We start from the raw sequence: 16103 nt of genomic DNA, 5'->3' as shown, positions 1-16103 counted from the left end.
CCTTTCTATCCACGATTTTGGGCGGGCTATCCATTTTTCTCGGCTTTCTACCCACAACTTTGAGCGACTCTATCCACCTTTCTCATCTATCTACCCACGACTTTGAGCGAGCTATCCAGCTTTCTTCACTTTCTATCCACGATTTTGAGCCGGCTATCCACCTTTCTCGCCTTTCTACCCACGATTTTGGGCGGGCTATCCATTTTTCTCGGCTTTCTACCCACGACTTTGAGCGAACTCTATCCACCTTTCTTCACTTTCTATCCACGATTTTGACTCAGCTATCCAGCTTTCTCTCCTTTCTATCCACGATTTTGAGCAGCCTATCCACCCTTCTCGGCTTCCTATCCACGACTTTGAGCGAGCTCTATCCACCTTTCTCATCTTTCTACCCACGACTTTGAGCGCGCTATCCACCTTTCTTCACTTTCTATCCACGATTTTGAGCCAGCTATCCACCTTTCTCGCCTTTCTATCCACGATTTTGGGCGGGCTATCCATTTTTCTCGGCTTTCTACCCACGACTTTGAGCGCGCGCTATCCAGCTTTCTTCACTTTCTATCCACGCTTTTGAGCTGCCTATCTACCTTTCTCGCCTTTCTATCCACGATTTTGRGCSGGCTATCCATTTTTCTCGCCTTYCTATCCACGACTTTGAGCGAGCTCTATCCACCTTTCTCTCCTTTCTATCCACGATTTTGGGCGGGCTATCCATTTTTCTCGGCTTTCTACCCACAACTTTGAGCGACTCTATCCACCTTTCTCATCTATCTACCCACGACTTTGAGCGAGCTATCCASCTTTCTTCACTTTCTATCCACGATTTTGAGCCAGCTATCCACCTTTCTCTCCTTTCTATCCACGATTTTGAGCCAGCTATCCACCTTTCTCGCCTTTCTATCCACGATTGTTGAGCCGGCTATCCACCTTTCTCACTTTCTACCCAAGACTTTGAGCGAGCTCTATCCACCTTTCTCATCTATCTACCACTTTGAGCGCGCTATCAAGCTTTCTCCACTTTCTACCCACGATTTTGAGCGCGCTATCCCCATTCGTCGTCATACAGAGCACTCGCAAAAAAAAAACTGAACAGCCAATGCCATTCAGTCGTTTTTTCGTAGTAAATATAAAAAATAGGGTGCGCCGATACATGCTACGACAATACCTGCTGGCACTGTCGCACTTGAGATAGCTACACGGCCAATCGTATCCGCTAGCATTAGTAAGCTTGCACCGATAAACAATGTGAGGGGTAAAAAGAATTGGAAGCGCGGTCCGACAAGCTGTTTTGCAATATGTGGAGCCATTAGACCGATAAAGGCAATGCCTCCTGTGACCGATACAGCTGCTGCTGCTAATGCTACGGAGACAACTAATAATTGCAGACGCTCTCGTTCGATATTTAACCCTAAGCCAACCGCCGTTTGTTCTGTCATCGCCAGTACATTTAACACATTTGCTTTATAAAAAATAAATGGAATGCCAAGCACAAGCCAAGGTAATAAAGCCCAGAAAAATGGCCAATCTGTTCCCCATATATTGCCGGCAAGCCATTGCGAAATAAATTGCACATCGCTACGCTCAGCGGAGGAAATTAACATTATCATTACACCCGATAAAGCAGATGCTACACCTACTCCGACTAAAATGAGCTGGACCGGCTGCACACCTTTATTGCGCTTATAGGAGAAAAAGTAAATGCAGAATGCCGTTAATAAAGCGCTACAAAATCCTACAAGTGGTAACACATACGCAAAGTTAGGTAAATCTCCATTAACAAGGAGATAAAAAAGCGTAATCCCAACACCTGCACCTGCATTAATCCCAATAATACCGGGGTCAGCTAAGTCATTACGGGTCACTCCTTGCAAAACCGCACCAGCTAATGCTAACGCCATCCCTGCAGCTGCTAGCACAAACAATCTTGGTAAACGCACAGAAAACAATACGAATGATTCTTTGAAGCTACCGTCTCCCATTAGAATTGGTATTATACGATCAATCGAAACCGAAGCTGCTCCCATTGAAATACCCATTACAAAAATAACTATGGTTAATAGTATCCAAGCCATTAACCATCTACGTTGTTTTTTTCGTCCGACATTAAACAATTTGACGACCTCCCTTTCGAACAAGAAGTAAGAAAAACGGAAGGCCAATTATTGAAATAATTGCAACTACCGGCGTTTCATATGGAGCATTAATCATTCTACCTGCAAAATCCGCAGTCACCATCAACCACCCACCGATAATGGCACTCATCGGTAAGACGAATCGATAGTCTGTCCCAACAATGGCGCGGACAATGTGTGGCACCATTAAACCAACAAATGCTAAATTACCTACTAGCGCAACTGCGGAGCCTGCAAGAACTACAACGACAAACATCATAATTCCTTTAATAACTGTTGTATTTTGCCCTAACCCAACGGCTACTTCTTCATTTAAACTTAAAATGGTTAGCTGACGACTAAACACAAACGCTATCACTAATCCTATTAAAATAACAGGAACAATTATTAAAGCTTGCCATGTAGTGCCAATTAAACCACCACTCGTCCACATCGAAACATCTTTTGAAATTTTAAATAATATTCCCGTACCATCTGCTATTGCTTGTAATAAAGCGGAAACAGCTGCTCCAGCTAAGACTAACTTTAATGGAGAAAAGCCATTCTTAGTTGAAGCGCCAATACCATAGACAACAATCATCCCTACACCTGCACCTACGAAACATGCAAAAATAAAGATATAATACGACGTATTTGGGATGAATGCCATCGTCAATGCAAGCGCTGCATTCGCACCTGCTGTGAGGCCAAGAAGTCCCGGATCTGCTAATGGATTTCTAGTAACCCCTTGCATAATAGCCCCAGCAACTGCGAGTGCACTACCTACAAAAATAGCAGCAATAATTCGTGGAAATCGAATTTCTCGTAAAATAGAATAATGCTTACCGCCGTCTTGTCCAACAATTGCTTGATAGACATCTTCAATACTCGTATTTGCCGCGCCGACACATAGTGAGAGCGTAACTGTCACCGCTAATAAGATCAGTACAAGCAATACTTGAAGCCAAAATGGGAAATGTCGAAACTTTGTCATTTGCCTTCGCTACTCTCTACTGAAATTATTGTAAAAATTTCTTTTCAAAGAAATCTAGTTGATAATCTAAAGTGATTGGGTCATTAAAGTAAAATTCGTTGGCGTTCACTTCAAATAAATGACCATTTTTCTCAGCCTCTAAATCTTTAAACCATGCAGCATTTTTAATGGCGCTATTCTCACCTTTAAATGTACTAAAAATCACATAGTCACCCGCATAATCCCCTAATACCTCTTGAGAAATGGCTAAATAACCTGGTTTTAAAGCACCTTCCTTCACTTTCTCAGGCATTTTCAAGCCCATTTCTTGATATAAAATTTCTGTTCCACGACCCCAGTTATCTCCATAAACATACAATTGTTTATTGAACATTTCTGCAACAGTAACCGTTGCATCTTCGCCGATTTTTTCTTTAATTTTAGTACCCGCTTCTGCAGCACGCTCTTTAAAATCTTTTACCCAATCAGTTGCTTCTTTTTCTTTATTAACAGCCTTACCGATTTCAATAAATTGCTGTAAATAATCTACTTTACCATAAGTAAATAATACGGTTGGTGCGATTTCTGCTAATTTATCCGCATTTTCAATACCATTTAAACCAATAATCAAATCTGGTTCAAGCTCGATAATTTTTTCGATATCCGTATTCTCAACAACTATTGCATCTTTAATATCATCTTGGAAGTTTGGATTATCTGCAGCCCAAGAATCAACACCTACAACATTAACGCCAAGCTTTAGCAAATCTCCAACAAATGAAGATAACACAACTACACGTTTTGGATTAGCTGGTACTTCAATAGGACCTGATTCTGATTGATACGTAATCGTTTCTGCAGATGCTTTATCTTTAGAGCCCTCATCCGCCTTCTCTTCTTTATTGCCGCACGCTGCAAGCACTAGTACGACCATCATAAACATTGGTAATAGCCACTTTTTCATAAATAAATCTCCTTTTACACCGTTTGTAGTAAGTTATATGTAATGCACATTGGTTTATCTGTACGCGGATCCTTACCAATGACTGCATCAATATTAAACACTTTTTCTAATACTTCAGGTACCATGACTTCCTCTGCAGTACCAAACTTCACAAGCTCTCCTTTTGACAGCGCAACGATAAAATCTGAAAAACGTGCTGCCTGATTTAAATCATGTAGCACCATAACAATTGTGCGACCCTCTTCTTCGTTAAGCTTGTGAAGTAATTCCAAAACCTCTAACTGATGGGCCATATCTAAATACGTTGTTGGCTCATCTAAAAAAATAATATCGGTCTCTTGCGCTAATGCCATCGCAATCCACACCCGTTGACGCTGTCCACCTGATAAGGCATCAACCGTGTTCTGACGAAAGTCATCCGTTTTAGTTACCTTTAAGGCCCAGTCAATCATTTCTTTATCCTTTTGCGATAAATTACCGAAGCCTTTTTGATATGGAAATCGACCGTAGGATACAAGCTCTTCCACTGTTAAACCATGTGCACTTTCCGGGCTTTGTGGCAAGATGGCGAGTTCTTTCGCCAATTCTTTTGTGTTCATCTCGGAAATATTTTGACCGTCTAATATGACCTGTCCACTTTTATGCTTCAAAATTCTTGTAATAGCCTTTAAAAGTGTTGATTTGCCACAGCCATTGGAACCAATAATGGTCGTTATTTTACCGTCTGGAATTTGTAGCGATAAATCATGCACAATCGTTTTGTCCTCATAGCCGATACGAATCGATTCAACTTGTAAACGCACAACATAACCTCTCTTTCCTTTTACTTCTTTCCATGCTATGATAACGATTAATCGATAATGATAATCATTATCACTAAAGTTAGTCTAGTTTTCCTATAAAGTTTTGTCAAATACTTTTTTATTATTTTCAAAGGATGTGGTGATATAAATGCAACATATATACGATGTAACTATTATTGGTGGTGGCCCTGCAGGTCTATATAGTGCCTTTTATAGTGGTTTACGAGGATTGAAGACGAAGTTAATTGAGAGTCAACAACAGCTTGGTGGGAAAGTTTTACTTTATCCTGAAAAGCTAATTTGGGATATTGGTGGTCACCCTCCTGTTTTAGGCGAACAATTTGTAAAACAGTTAATTGCACAGGCAAAAACTTTTGATCCAACCGTTTTAACAGGCACAAAAGTCGATTTTATCGAACGCCAAGATGATATTTTTGTTCTACATACTGCGCAAGGAGATAAACATTATTCTAAAACCGTTCTTTTAGCAGTTGGTGGTGGAATTATAAACCCTCAAAAGCTTTCACTAGAAGGTGCAGAAAAATATGAAATGACTAATTTACACTATACTGTGCAGTCTTATCGACACTTTGTGGACAAGGAAATCATTATTTCAGGAGGCGGAAATGCGGCTATTGACTGGGCAGTTGAACTTAGTCCTATCGCTAAAAATGTAACTGTAGTTTATCGTAAAGATAAGTTATCTGCCCATGAAGCAACAATACAAGAGGCTTTAGATGCTGGCGTAAAGATTGAATGCCATACAACTATTTCAAAATTGACTGCTAATGCTGACAAAACAGCGATTCAATTAGTGACGTGTGAAAACTCAAAAACAAAGCAAAGCTATACGCGTCAAATCGATGAAGTAATTGTTAGTCATGGCTATAACCGCGAAGCATCATTAGAGTTAGATCAAGCAATCACCATTCCTAAAAAAGATGATTACTATTTCGAAGGGAAAGCAACGGGAGAAACTGAGCAGGCTGGTATTTTTGCAGCAGGTGATATTTTAGCGTTTGAAGGAAAAATTAATCTCCTTCTAGGTACTTTCCAGGATGCAGCCAATGCCGTGAACTCTATTAAAACGTATTTAGAGCCTACTGCCTATCGTCATGGGGTCGTGTCATCACATAATGAAGTATTTAAAGAGAAAAATCGCTCTATTATTGAAAAGCAACTTAAATAAGCATTAAAAACTAGATACAATGATTATTCACCCCTCTTAAGAGAATTTAGCTCTTCAGAGGGGTTCTATTTACATTCAAGCCTCTCCTGCTAATTTTAATAAAGACAGACTTTACGTTCCTTCGAAATAAACTATCTAAAGAAATTTAGAAATGCTCCCATTTGCCTTAACATACCAACTCCATTTGTTATTGTTCCCGCGTGGCCCATAATTGTATTTAAATGCTGTGGTAATCTTCCAAATCTAGAAGTTTGGGGTTGTTGATAATGGTTAAAGAAAGGTTGCCCCCTTCTACCTTGAATAGGAGGGCCAAAACCTTGTCTATATCTTGGTGGGAATGGTCTCATTCTAGGATTCGGTGGATAAAATGGCATCAATTCACCCCCTATCAAATATCTTTTTACTAGTATACGTCTGTATTTTTTTATGGTTTAGACTATCGGAGAGAGTTGCTAAAAAAATATATAGATATGTATTGTAAAAATGTTGAAGCCCAACTATTTTTAATTCTCCCCTTCCCTTCTGTAAAGGTTCTTCATGACAGCTCAGGAACAATACTATTTTTAATTTCATATTATACAAAAATACGAATAAAGAAGGGATTCCGATTCAAAATTCAAAATATCTAGATTTTCTGTCCAAATTTGGCGTTGGCGGTGCGCATCCTGGTGGCATTAATCTAACAAAGGAAATATTCAAGGTAGAGAGCATTAACGAAAAATCCCGTATTTTGGATGTAGGGTGTGGTACAGGCCAAACTTCTGCCTATTTGGCGGAGACATATGAAGCAAAAGTAACTGGTATTGATATCAATCCTGAAATGGTCGCAAAGGCTAAAAAGAGAATGAAAAAAAATCACTTACCCGTAAAAATAATTCAATGCTCTATAGAACAAGTACCATTACCTGATCATACATTTGACTTTATTATTTCTGAATCTGTTCTTTCTTTTGTCAATAAACCTAATGCCCTTAAAGAAATTTTTCGTTTATTAAAAAATGGCGGTCGGTTTATTGCCATTGAATTTACTATTAATCAACCACTTGAAGAAAAAATTGAAAAGGAAATCAAACAGTTTTATGGATTTGATTCTTGTTCAATGAAAAAAGATTGGGTAGCTTTGTTTAACCAGGCTGGTTTTAAAAATATTCGTATACAAAAAAACAAATCAATCTTCTCCATTCCTGAACTTCATTACTCGAAGGATATTGCACCTGAACTTTATGAGGTAATGGATAAACATTTTGATATGAACTTAAAATATGAAGGCGTTTTAGACTATAGAATTTATTCATGTACTAAATAGTGTGGGGATGTTATTCACTTCGTAACTGCTATGTAAATGAAAAAAGCAGCAGACTCGTTCAGTGACAAATCTCCTACTCCAACATCAATTCTGTTCAACAATTTATAGCGGGAAATTAATCCTCTGTGTCATTTCCCGCTTCTTTCTTTTTCCCCACTCAGAACATCCCTTTTATCGTTTGCATATATTTATCTTCATTAATCGTCACTGCATGAATGCCCTCAATAAAAGTATTGATTAGGATTGAAAAGCTTTTATTGATATCAAGTGGCATCCCAAATCCCCCCATTTGTTCAATAGAAGTGAATCCATGTAGAATACTTCGTAACCCTCTGACCATATGAATCGCAATTTCTTCTTGCAAATTATAGGCATCTAGCACTTGAAGTACAAGATGCACGACAGCTTCTTGTGCTTGCTGTAGTTCTTGATCATTAGTATCTGGAAAGCGAGTGCTAGCATCATACAGCCCCGGATGCTCTCTAACAAATTGAATATATGCCTGACTAATTGCACGAACGGCATCATCACCTGAACGTCCTACTGCAGCTTGAAGCATATATTCATGTAATTTTTTTACTCCTTGAATAGCTAACTTCTGCTTCAATTCATTTAACCCATCAAGATGGTTATACAAGGAAGGTGGCCGTATTTCTAATTTTTCCGCTAATAGTCCAATTGAAAGTTGGTCCAACCCTTGTTCATCAACTAGCTCCGTTGCTTTTTGTAAAATAATCGATATATCTATTTTCATTCGACGGGACATTTTTTTCACTTCCTATTTTGATTGTCTAAAATTTTTTTCTGCTTCGGCTATTGCTATGTCCAAAAGTTCCTGTGGTTGCTTCAACATCTTTCCGTGCCCCACAGCAAGTAAGCTAGGATTTAAATCCCTTAATTTTTTTGCGCTTATTAGAGCTGTGCTTTTATCCCATGTTGCTAGAGCAGGAAATGGAAACAACGGATTCATCACTCCCGATACTATTAGTTTTCCTCTAGTTACGAGAGCATCACCAGCGATTACACTTCTGTTGCGCGTGTCAAAAAGAGTGATCGAACCAGGTGTATGACCTGGAGTTGCAATCACTTCTAATGAACCAACACGATCACCTTCTTCAAGTAATAAGTCCGGTTTAGTTTTAATATTTTTTGGAATGCCTCCCCGGATTGGTGTGTTTTTTTCATTTGGAAGTAATGTACTATTTCCCTCCAATAACAGAGCATCTCTGGAAGAAATGCATACCTGACTATCTGGCAATAATTCTTTTAACGTGTCTAGCGCTCCTATATGATCACTATGTGCGTGAGTAATGACGATTCTTGTAATCGGTTTACCGATACTTTCAGCCGCTTTTATTATACTTTTTGCACTATATGGTAATGCTGCATCGATAAGTGTAAGTTCGTTTTCTTCTTCTACAATATAACAATTAACAGGAAAAATCCTTGGCATAAATGACAATTGAAACACTGTACCAATCTTCGTAATTTTCATTTTAAAATCAAATCCCCTTTGTTAACTAATTGTATTTATATTTTAACTAATACTATTAGTTTTCGCAATATTTAATTTTTAAAAAATAGAATGAAAAAGTTGAAAGGTGCAAAACATCAATTCACAGCCAGATTCTCGTGGCAATTCACACAAAAAAAGCAGTCGATTTCTCTCGGCTGCTTTTTTATCTTATTCGCTTTAAAATACTATTAGTAAATTTATAATTCAAGCCCGTTATTTTTGGACTGAATTATGTAGGTGTTATATGAGTTCCACTTATAGTGTCCTACATTAAATTCTTTTAGGTCAATTAAATCCTTCAAATATTTTGGAACATTGCAATTCCAGTATGAATTTTCTATCTTAAGTGGAAAATTGTCCTCATTTGGATTAGGAGTATGTATATAGATAGCATCTAAACCAGCATCCTCGTCAACTATTTCAATCCACGAATGATATGATTTTCCGAGTGTTTGGAGCTCTTCTAATAAACAATAAAATAAAGCTATATTTGCTTTTATATGTTCTCTTCTTATTTTCAAACTATTATTCCCAAACCCGTAAAAATCAAGATGGGTGTGCCATAAATCAAACCAACCTTTGTTTCCAAAGTCTAAATCATACCGTTCGGCTTTTGTCTCCCGCCATAAGTTACGGAAATAACGCTTTTTCCCACGAAACTTTTTCAAATAAATGTTCCTCCCGTTTAACAAGTTTTAGTCAAAGTAACTGAAGAGGAGACTCTTCAGTTACTGCATATAGATGATGTCATTTATTTTGAGAATGTTGTCTGTTGACCAACAGACTGTTGCTAATTGTATTGTTAGTTTCAATGCTAATCAACTTGTTAAAAAGACGAAAATCATTATATAGCAACAAATGAGAAGAGTCCAATTCGTATGCGAATTGAACTCCCAATTAAATTGTTATTTATATTTTTGCACCCTTCAACCGAACCCGTTAATTTAAGATAAGTGCTTTTTTATGCCAAATCACCGCTAGTTTTTGTTACCTGATACACCATAAAATGACACCTGTCATGAAGAACCTTTGACTGGTGTGAATATATTTTTCCCTTTCGTTTTCTTATCATTATTGTAAGAAAACAAAGAAAGAGTGATTCATAATGAAAGTTCAACAAAGATTGCCCCTAATCGATATGTTACGAGGCTTTGCTGTATTAGGGACACTTGGTACGAATATTTGGATTTTTGCTTATCTTGGAGATATTTCGTATATCACAACGAGTAGTTATTCAGGTTGGTGGTCATTAAACGACTTTTTACGAATGTCAGTCCTTTTTTTAGTAAACGGTAAACTCCTTGGTTTATTAACAATCATGTTTGGTGTAGGTCTAGAATTAAAATATCAGCAAGCCTTGCGAAAAGGAAATGCTTGGCCTGGAATGTATATTTGGACGATAGTTTTTTTACTTATGGAAGGTCTGATTCACTTCACCTTAGTCATGGAATATGATATTTTAATGAGCTATGCTGTGACAGCCGTCATCGTTGCCTTTATCGTTAAATTTGGTGATAAAGCGATTAAACGTGCGTTATACGTTTTTGGTAGTTTCCATGCACTAATGATTCTATTGATTTTAGTCGGCACATTGCAGGGTGCCACTAATGTTTCCATTGCTGGACTCGATCCAGTCGTTAGTCTTTATGAAAATGGCACTTGGTTTGAGCAAGTACAATATCGTTTAACACATTTTCTTTATTATAGAACTGAAGCAATTTTTATTATTCCAATGAATATCTTTTTATTTTTACTTGGCGTTAAGCTGATGCGGAATGGTGTATTTTTACAAGATGACAAAGGACGTCAGGCGCGTCAAAAACTATTTAAAATCGGTATTTTTATTGGAGTACCTCTAAACCTTCTAATCTTTATTCCCGGTGGAGCATTTGATATACCTGTTCGTTATTTATTCGCACCAATTCTATCTATTGGCTATATTGGTATTTTAGGTAAAATGATAGAATATAAGAAGCTTGATTGGTTATGGAAAAGATTTGGCGAGATTGGAAAAATGTCTTTAAGTTGCTATGTGCTGCAAAATATTATTGCATCTATTATTTTCTATGGTTGGGGCTTAGGTTTAGGTGGAAAATTGAATAGTATTGAAGTTATCAGCATTTGGCTAACCCTCTCCCTTCTACAACTTTTCATTGCACATATTTGTATCAAGCATTTTCATGTTGGACCAATGGAATGGATTCGGAAACATGCCATTCAAAGTGTCACACAGAAATAATCGTCAAGGGTTGGTGTGAACTATAAAGATTTATCCAAGGGACCAGGCAAAACGCTATTTAATTATCGATGTTGTATCGCTAGTTTTTTTATTTACTATGGTTTTAAGTTCGAACTCTGCATTACCATTAATGGCTAAAATAATTATCCTTATGTTATTTTTAGTAGCCTTCTATATTGCTTTATGGTTTAAAGATTGGCGTTTACTGTTAGCTTCTTTACTAGGCTTTACGCTTATTATCATACTGGGTATTTATGAAGGATCTACCATGTTATTATTTGGCTTTACATTTGCTGATTTAATTGGGAGAGCTAAAAAGAAATGGCATATTGCTATAGGAATGATTGCCATTGCCTTTATGTTTTTTATAGTTATTTGGTTTGAATCAGGAGCATCTCTGAAATTAGAAACCGAAGTTTTAATACCCATTATGATTATTCAGCTACTATTTCCAATGTTAATTTACTACGTTGAAAAATCCAAAAAATTACAATCGGAATTAATAGTGGTAAATACACAGCTTGTTCAGCAAGAAGAAAGACAGCGTATCGCGAGAGACCTCCACGATACGCTCGGTCATACATTGACAATGATTAAAATAAAAACCGAACTAACCTCAAAATTAGTCGATAAAGATACAATGCGTGTTAAAGATGAGCTAAATGATATTTTAGCAACAACACGAACAGCACTAAAGCAAGTAAGAGAATTAGTCTCCGATATGAATTTTATTTCGTTAGAAAGTGAGCTTATACATTGTAAGCAACATTTACAAACAATGGATATTTCCATAAAAATCAAAAATAACTGTCCAATGCTGCTACTAGCTAGTGTGGAAGAAACGATGCTGTCCTTATGTCTTCGGGAAGCAACTACTAATATTATTAAACATAGTCAAGCAAAAAAATGCCAAATAGCTATCAACTATTTAAATGGGAATTTAAAGATAAACGTTGTGGACGATGGTGTTGGCTTACATAACCAAGGGCATGGAAATGGACTATCATCGATGAAAGAACGAATGAACGCCCTTCAAGGAAATGCTTCCATTGACAATTTACCGACAGGCGGAACGATTGTGACCTTAACACTGCCTAACCAACACTATAAAAAGGAGCCAACTACATGATTAGAGTATTACTAGCAGAGGATCAACAAATGTTACGTGGCGCCTTGTCCTCCTTGTTGTCGTTTGAGCCTGATATAAAAGTGATCGCGGAAGTTTCAGATGGTCAAACAGCGTGGGAATATATTCAACAAGAGCTACCCGATGTTTGCGTATTGGACATCGAAATGCCAAATCTTACTGGTCTTGAGCTTGCTGAAAAAATAAGACAGGCAAATTTACCGTGCAAGGTGATGATTGTCACTACCTTTGCACGCCCTGGTTATTTACAGAAAGCGATGGATTGTGAGGTTCATGGTTATTTATTAAAAGATGAACCGATCGACTATTTAATTGAAACAATAAGAAAAGTGATGAATGGTGAAAAAGTAGTAAGTAGAGATTTAGCTGCTACGTTGTTTATGAAAGAACAGAATCCACTAAACGAACGTGAAATTGCTGTACTGCAGCTTGTAAAAGAAGGACTCACAACAAATGAGATTAGTAAAAAATTATTTTTAACGAAAGGCACTATTCGTAACTATTTATCTACCTCTATACAAAAACTCCATGTCGAGTCTAGACAACAAGCTGTTCAAGTCGCCAGTGATAAAGGGTGGCTTTAGAAAAAGAAAAGCGATACTGTATTCCTTATCTATAAAGGATACAGTATCGCTTAGCATTTTAATCGACTTCTTTTTTATTTTTAGACACTAAATTTATAATTATTTCAACGAGTACGACAGCAATTAATGAAAGCCCAAATAGTGGCATCAGTATCCCTAAAATAATCATGAAAATGATAAAAGGAATGGATACCTTTTGAGAAATTTTAGGTGGTGCAGATAGCATACCTTGTTTTTTTCGTAATAGCCATGTTCTAACTCCCCAAACAATAACTACTAAAAATGCTAGACATACTAGTAAATTGATTAATTTATTTGGCCAGCCAAACAAGTGACCTTCATGCAAAGGAATTCCCCACGTGAACCATTTAGCAAGAATGCCATAGTCCTCATATCCAACCTTGTCTATATATTTTCCGCTATACTGATCAAAATACATAGTTGTTTCATCATACGGACTAACATCAAGACCTGTGACACCAGTATTACTAGATTTTGCAACTGTATAGACACCGACTTCACTAGTAGGATAAATAATCGCGTAAGGTTTTGATATATTCATTGCATCAATTTCATGTTGTAGCTTTTCTACGCTTAGTTGGTAAGGGTTAGCAGCACAGAGCGTATTGGCTCCCATACCGTGATGTGCTGCATGTCCTGAATCTGACGTTGGAGGGGTTTCTTGGCGAGTAGCCCAAGGAATCTCACTGATATCAGATGTAGGTGGCTGTTGCTGCAATAACGGCGTACCGAAAGAAGGATGATCTTGTGAAGCTTGATAAATATATTTCCCCATAAACGCAGACCATGGTAAACCTGTGAAAATAATAACAAGCATTGGAATCGTAATAATTGTCCCAACAAGAGCATGAAACTTTCTACTCTTTTGACGTTTGTTTGTCTGCTTTGTTTTCTTTAGTATTTTTGCTTTAAACGTCATGTAAATGCCTGAAAGCAGTAAAAAAACAGCCCAGCATGCAGCTAATTCTACTAAATAATTGACAAACGTTCCCCCAATAAATAAGGAACTATGGGCATTTCTCATAATATTTGCAAATGTGTAATCAGCATCTTGACCACCGATAATTTGGTTATGATCATCTAAAAACACATATTTCTCTTTGCCATCTGCATTCTTCATCGATAAACGAGTATTGTAAGGCTCTTCTAACTCTATAATTTTATTTGTTTTATAGCCAGCATATGATTCTTCTGCAAGTTTAACAGCATCATCAATTGATTGTACCTCGGTTTTTCCACTTTCACCAAAAAAGTATTTATCATATAACTGATTTTCAACATTGGTATAAAATAAAAAACCTATACCACTTAATGTTAGCGAAATAAGAAGTGGAGTAATAAATAATGCGGCATAAAAGTGCGTTCGCCAAAAGCTCTGATAAAGCGTGTTCTTCATGTCTAAATCTCCAATCTATAATAATAAGCGCAAAATTATTATATAGTTAAAAAGTGAAATAAGTATGAAGTCCTAGAGTTTTTTTTATGACAAATAAATGTATTCCTATTGAGTTAATTAGATTAAAAGCTTGTTTTCATAGAAAAAGGCTACTTAATGTCCCGTAAAGGGGTGAACATTAAGTAGCCTTTTACTTCTTAGCAAAAACAGTGGCTTCTGTAGCAACAGGTTTCATCAGTCTAACATCTGGCGGAGATGTAGCGATTCAATAATACAAAGGCATTTACTGAATTTGTAAGTGCCTCTTATTTTGTTGCTTTTTCTAAAATACTAAAAAAATCGTTATCGTTTACGATGGCATAGTCTTTGTCGGGAATGTCTGGGTGGGTACTAATGATAGTTAGTGATTTTTTATCTGAATCAAGGAACATTGCATAACCCGCATTTAATGTAATGGTGATTCGGTAATCATACTCAGTGGCGTTTATGGTTGTTTTTTTAAATTTTGCTTTTTGAAAAGCCTTTATAAGTTCTTGTTGCGTTTTTTCTGGAATTTCAATTTCCGTAATTATTTCTTTTTTGTCCGTATCTATACTAAAGATGGTTACAGTTGGATTTTCTGCATTAAAATCAACGTTTTCTAATACATCTGTTGCAGAGTCGTKTTTGTGTTTCATTGCAATAAAAAAAGCAACAACAATAATGATTATGAGTAAAGGCAATATAATTATAAATTTTTTCATATAGACCCCCTCTTTAATAATTGAATTATAGCAAATTTTGGATATTAAGGGGCGGGTATAATGAGTGTTAATTTAATAAATAAAACTTTTAAAAAAAGGTTGTTAAATCGAATGAAAAGACTTTAAATTAGGCAAAAGCGAAGAAGTTTGGTGCTAGGTTAACTGCCCGTAAAAGCCCGATTGGTGAAGACTAATAATCAGTGGGGATAATGCGTCCCCACTGATTAAAGCTTCACTTTATCCAATTAGTTCTTTCATTACATTCGTATAAGCTGTTAAAATATCATTTTTATGAACAGCATCTTGCCCTACATACTGTTCAACTAGCTCCCATAATGTTTGAGAAGTACTTGTATACTGCTTTTCCATGATTTCAAATTTTAACAGACTTTCATAATACTCAATTACTTGTGGATTCATGTGTAACACTCCTTCAATTTTAGCATAAAAAAACATCTTTCCTTCATCAGGAAGATGCCTACTATGACAAATACACGACATAATACGGTGATTGACATGGCGAAAAAAGCTTTCTATTTGCAATAGAAGCTACCTTTTTAGCAATCATCGTACTATGAGCATGCAGGAGAATTTCTCTAGTCACACTCAACACCCCCTATCCTCGTAGGTTTTTTGGTTGTACTAGATAAAGGCAGGTCTCCTGGCTTATGTTCATCACACTTTTCACCTTCCCATTACAATGTCGTAACAGTGGTCTTTTGAAACGTGCTCACATTTACAGTTGCGGGACAGCGTCGGATTTGCACCGATCTTCCCTTTTAAACAAATCGAATTTATGATTTGTACCTCTATCTTATTATTCCGTTTTTATTATTATACCATAATGGTTTGTTTACAGTGACACTATCCTAATAGATTACTAATATCTATTGTAATGGAGTCAATTTTCACAGTCAATTCAGCCATTTTAGTGAACTTGTTATACTTTTTCGTTTTTTTACAAGATGATTTGTCAAATTAAGTGCAACAATTGCTCATTAAAAGCCTCGTTTGCAGTTTTCCAACCAAGACATTTTCTTGGTCGGTTGTTGATATAGTTTAATGATTCTGTTAGTTCTTCTGGTGATACTTCTTCGAAATTTGTTTGCTT

The 16103-nt window shown here is 36.8% G+C and carries 17 protein-coding genes, 1 pseudogene and 1 riboswitch; of the genes and pseudogenes, 6 read left to right on the top strand and 12 right to left on the bottom strand.

Annotation, left to right across the window (positions count from 1 at the left end; translation table 11 throughout):
- The coding region (locus tag AC1DCY_RS25095) for a hypothetical protein (RefSeq protein WP_477354807.1) at window positions 1-404 on the top strand (404 nt) is incomplete at its 5' end.
- Window positions 405-1103: 699 nt separating this feature from the next.
- Here the strand turns inward: AC1DCY_RS25095 and AC1DCY_RS25090 are convergent.
- From AC1DCY_RS25090 to AC1DCY_RS25075, 4 genes are read right to left on the bottom strand one after another with little or no spacing between them, the layout of a single operon-like run.
- The gene (locus tag AC1DCY_RS25090; RefSeq protein ID WP_477354804.1) at window positions 1104-2111 is read right to left on the bottom strand and encodes a FecCD family ABC transporter permease; all 1008 of its coding nucleotides are present in this window, start codon (window positions 2109-2111) and stop codon (window positions 1104-1106) included.
- Complete coding sequence (locus tag AC1DCY_RS25085; RefSeq protein WP_477354801.1) at window positions 2104-3105, bottom strand: FecCD family ABC transporter permease; 1002 nt, start codon at window positions 3103-3105, stop codon at window positions 2104-2106. The genes AC1DCY_RS25090 and AC1DCY_RS25085 overlap by 8 nt, the downstream gene beginning before the upstream one ends.
- 25 nt (window positions 3106-3130) lie before the next feature.
- On the bottom strand, window positions 3131-4048 hold the full coding sequence (locus AC1DCY_RS25080; protein ID WP_477354798.1) for an iron-hydroxamate ABC transporter substrate-binding protein: 918 nt from the start codon (window positions 4046-4048) through the stop codon (window positions 3131-3133).
- A gap of 14 nt (window positions 4049-4062) precedes the next feature.
- On the bottom strand, window positions 4063-4851 hold the full coding sequence (locus tag AC1DCY_RS25075; RefSeq protein ID WP_370044836.1) for an ABC transporter ATP-binding protein: 789 nt from the start codon (window positions 4849-4851) through the stop codon (window positions 4063-4065).
- Between the two features lie 148 nt (window positions 4852-4999).
- Here AC1DCY_RS25075 and AC1DCY_RS25070 point away from each other — a divergent pair, with 148 nt between their 5' ends.
- Together AC1DCY_RS25070 and AC1DCY_RS25065 are read left to right on the top strand one after the other, a co-directional pair.
- Window positions 5000-6040 carry an NAD(P)/FAD-dependent oxidoreductase gene (locus AC1DCY_RS25070; protein ID WP_477354794.1) on the top strand — a complete coding sequence of 347 codons (1041 nt, stop codon included), beginning with the start codon at window positions 5000-5002 and terminating at the stop codon, window positions 6038-6040.
- 559 nt (window positions 6041-6599) lie between these two features.
- Complete coding sequence (locus AC1DCY_RS25065) at window positions 6600-7346, top strand: class I SAM-dependent methyltransferase (protein ID WP_477354810.1); 747 nt, start codon at window positions 6600-6602, stop codon at window positions 7344-7346.
- Window positions 7347-7503: 157 nt separating this feature from the next.
- Here the strand turns inward: AC1DCY_RS25065 and AC1DCY_RS25060 are convergent, their stop codons facing one another.
- From AC1DCY_RS25060 to AC1DCY_RS25050, 3 genes are all read right to left on the bottom strand, one after another.
- Window positions 7504-8112, bottom strand: a complete 609-nt coding sequence (locus tag AC1DCY_RS25060; protein WP_477354791.1) for a TetR/AcrR family transcriptional regulator — start codon at window positions 8110-8112, stop codon at window positions 7504-7506.
- 12 nt (window positions 8113-8124) lie between these two features.
- Window positions 8125-8841, bottom strand: a complete 717-nt coding sequence (locus AC1DCY_RS25055; protein WP_477354788.1) for an MBL fold metallo-hydrolase — start codon at window positions 8839-8841, stop codon at window positions 8125-8127.
- 218 nt (window positions 8842-9059) lie between these two features.
- A complete protein-coding gene (locus AC1DCY_RS25050) occupies window positions 9060-9530 on the bottom strand; it encodes a hypothetical protein (protein ID WP_477354785.1) in 471 nt (156 codons plus the stop codon).
- A 437-nt stretch (window positions 9531-9967) separates the two neighbouring features.
- Here AC1DCY_RS25050 and AC1DCY_RS25045 point away from each other — a divergent pair, with 437 nt between their 5' ends.
- The 3 genes from AC1DCY_RS25045 to AC1DCY_RS25035 all read left to right on the top strand — a co-directional run bounded on the left by AC1DCY_RS25045 (window position 9968) and on the right by AC1DCY_RS25035 (window position 12832).
- Window positions 9968-11101 (top strand): DUF418 domain-containing protein, encoded by a 1134-nt coding sequence (locus AC1DCY_RS25045; protein WP_477354782.1) that lies wholly within the window; start codon window positions 9968-9970, stop codon window positions 11099-11101.
- Window positions 11102-11231: 130 nt separating this feature from the next.
- Window positions 11232-12230, top strand: coding sequence for a sensor histidine kinase (locus AC1DCY_RS25040; RefSeq protein WP_477354779.1), 999 nt, complete (start codon window positions 11232-11234; stop codon window positions 12228-12230).
- Entirely contained in the window at window positions 12227-12832 is a 606-nt protein-coding gene (locus AC1DCY_RS25035; RefSeq protein ID WP_477354775.1) for a response regulator transcription factor, read from the top strand. Before AC1DCY_RS25040 ends, AC1DCY_RS25035 begins: the two co-directional genes overlap by 4 nt.
- 58 nt (window positions 12833-12890) lie before the next feature.
- Here AC1DCY_RS25035 and AC1DCY_RS25030 read toward each other — a convergent pair whose 3' ends face one another.
- The 5 genes and pseudogenes from AC1DCY_RS25030 to AC1DCY_RS25010 all read right to left on the bottom strand — a co-directional run.
- Complete coding sequence (locus AC1DCY_RS25030) at window positions 12891-14249, bottom strand: PepSY-associated TM helix domain-containing protein (protein ID WP_477354772.1); 1359 nt, start codon at window positions 14247-14249, stop codon at window positions 12891-12893.
- A gap of 305 nt (window positions 14250-14554) precedes the next feature.
- Complete coding sequence (locus AC1DCY_RS25025; RefSeq protein WP_477354770.1) at window positions 14555-14992, bottom strand: hypothetical protein; 438 nt, start codon at window positions 14990-14992, stop codon at window positions 14555-14557.
- Window positions 14993-15229: 237 nt separating this feature from the next.
- Window positions 15230-15412, bottom strand: coding sequence for a hypothetical protein (locus AC1DCY_RS25020; protein ID WP_477354767.1), 183 nt, complete (start codon window positions 15410-15412; stop codon window positions 15230-15232).
- 61 nt (window positions 15413-15473) lie between these two features.
- A complete protein-coding gene (locus tag AC1DCY_RS25015) occupies window positions 15474-15596 on the bottom strand; it encodes a hypothetical protein (RefSeq protein WP_477354764.1) in 123 nt (40 codons plus the stop codon).
- A 30-nt stretch (window positions 15597-15626) separates the two neighbouring features.
- Window positions 15627-15818, bottom strand: a riboswitch (cobalamin riboswitch).
- Between the two features lie 147 nt (window positions 15819-15965).
- Window positions 15966-16103 (bottom strand): annotated as a pseudogene (locus tag AC1DCY_RS25010) (IS30 family transposase); the annotation flags it as partial.

Source organism: Lysinibacillus sp. 10T31 (genome assembly GCF_056394365.1).
Note: the sequence above shows the minus strand (reverse complement) of the source record. Positions and strands in the feature narration are given on the sequence as shown.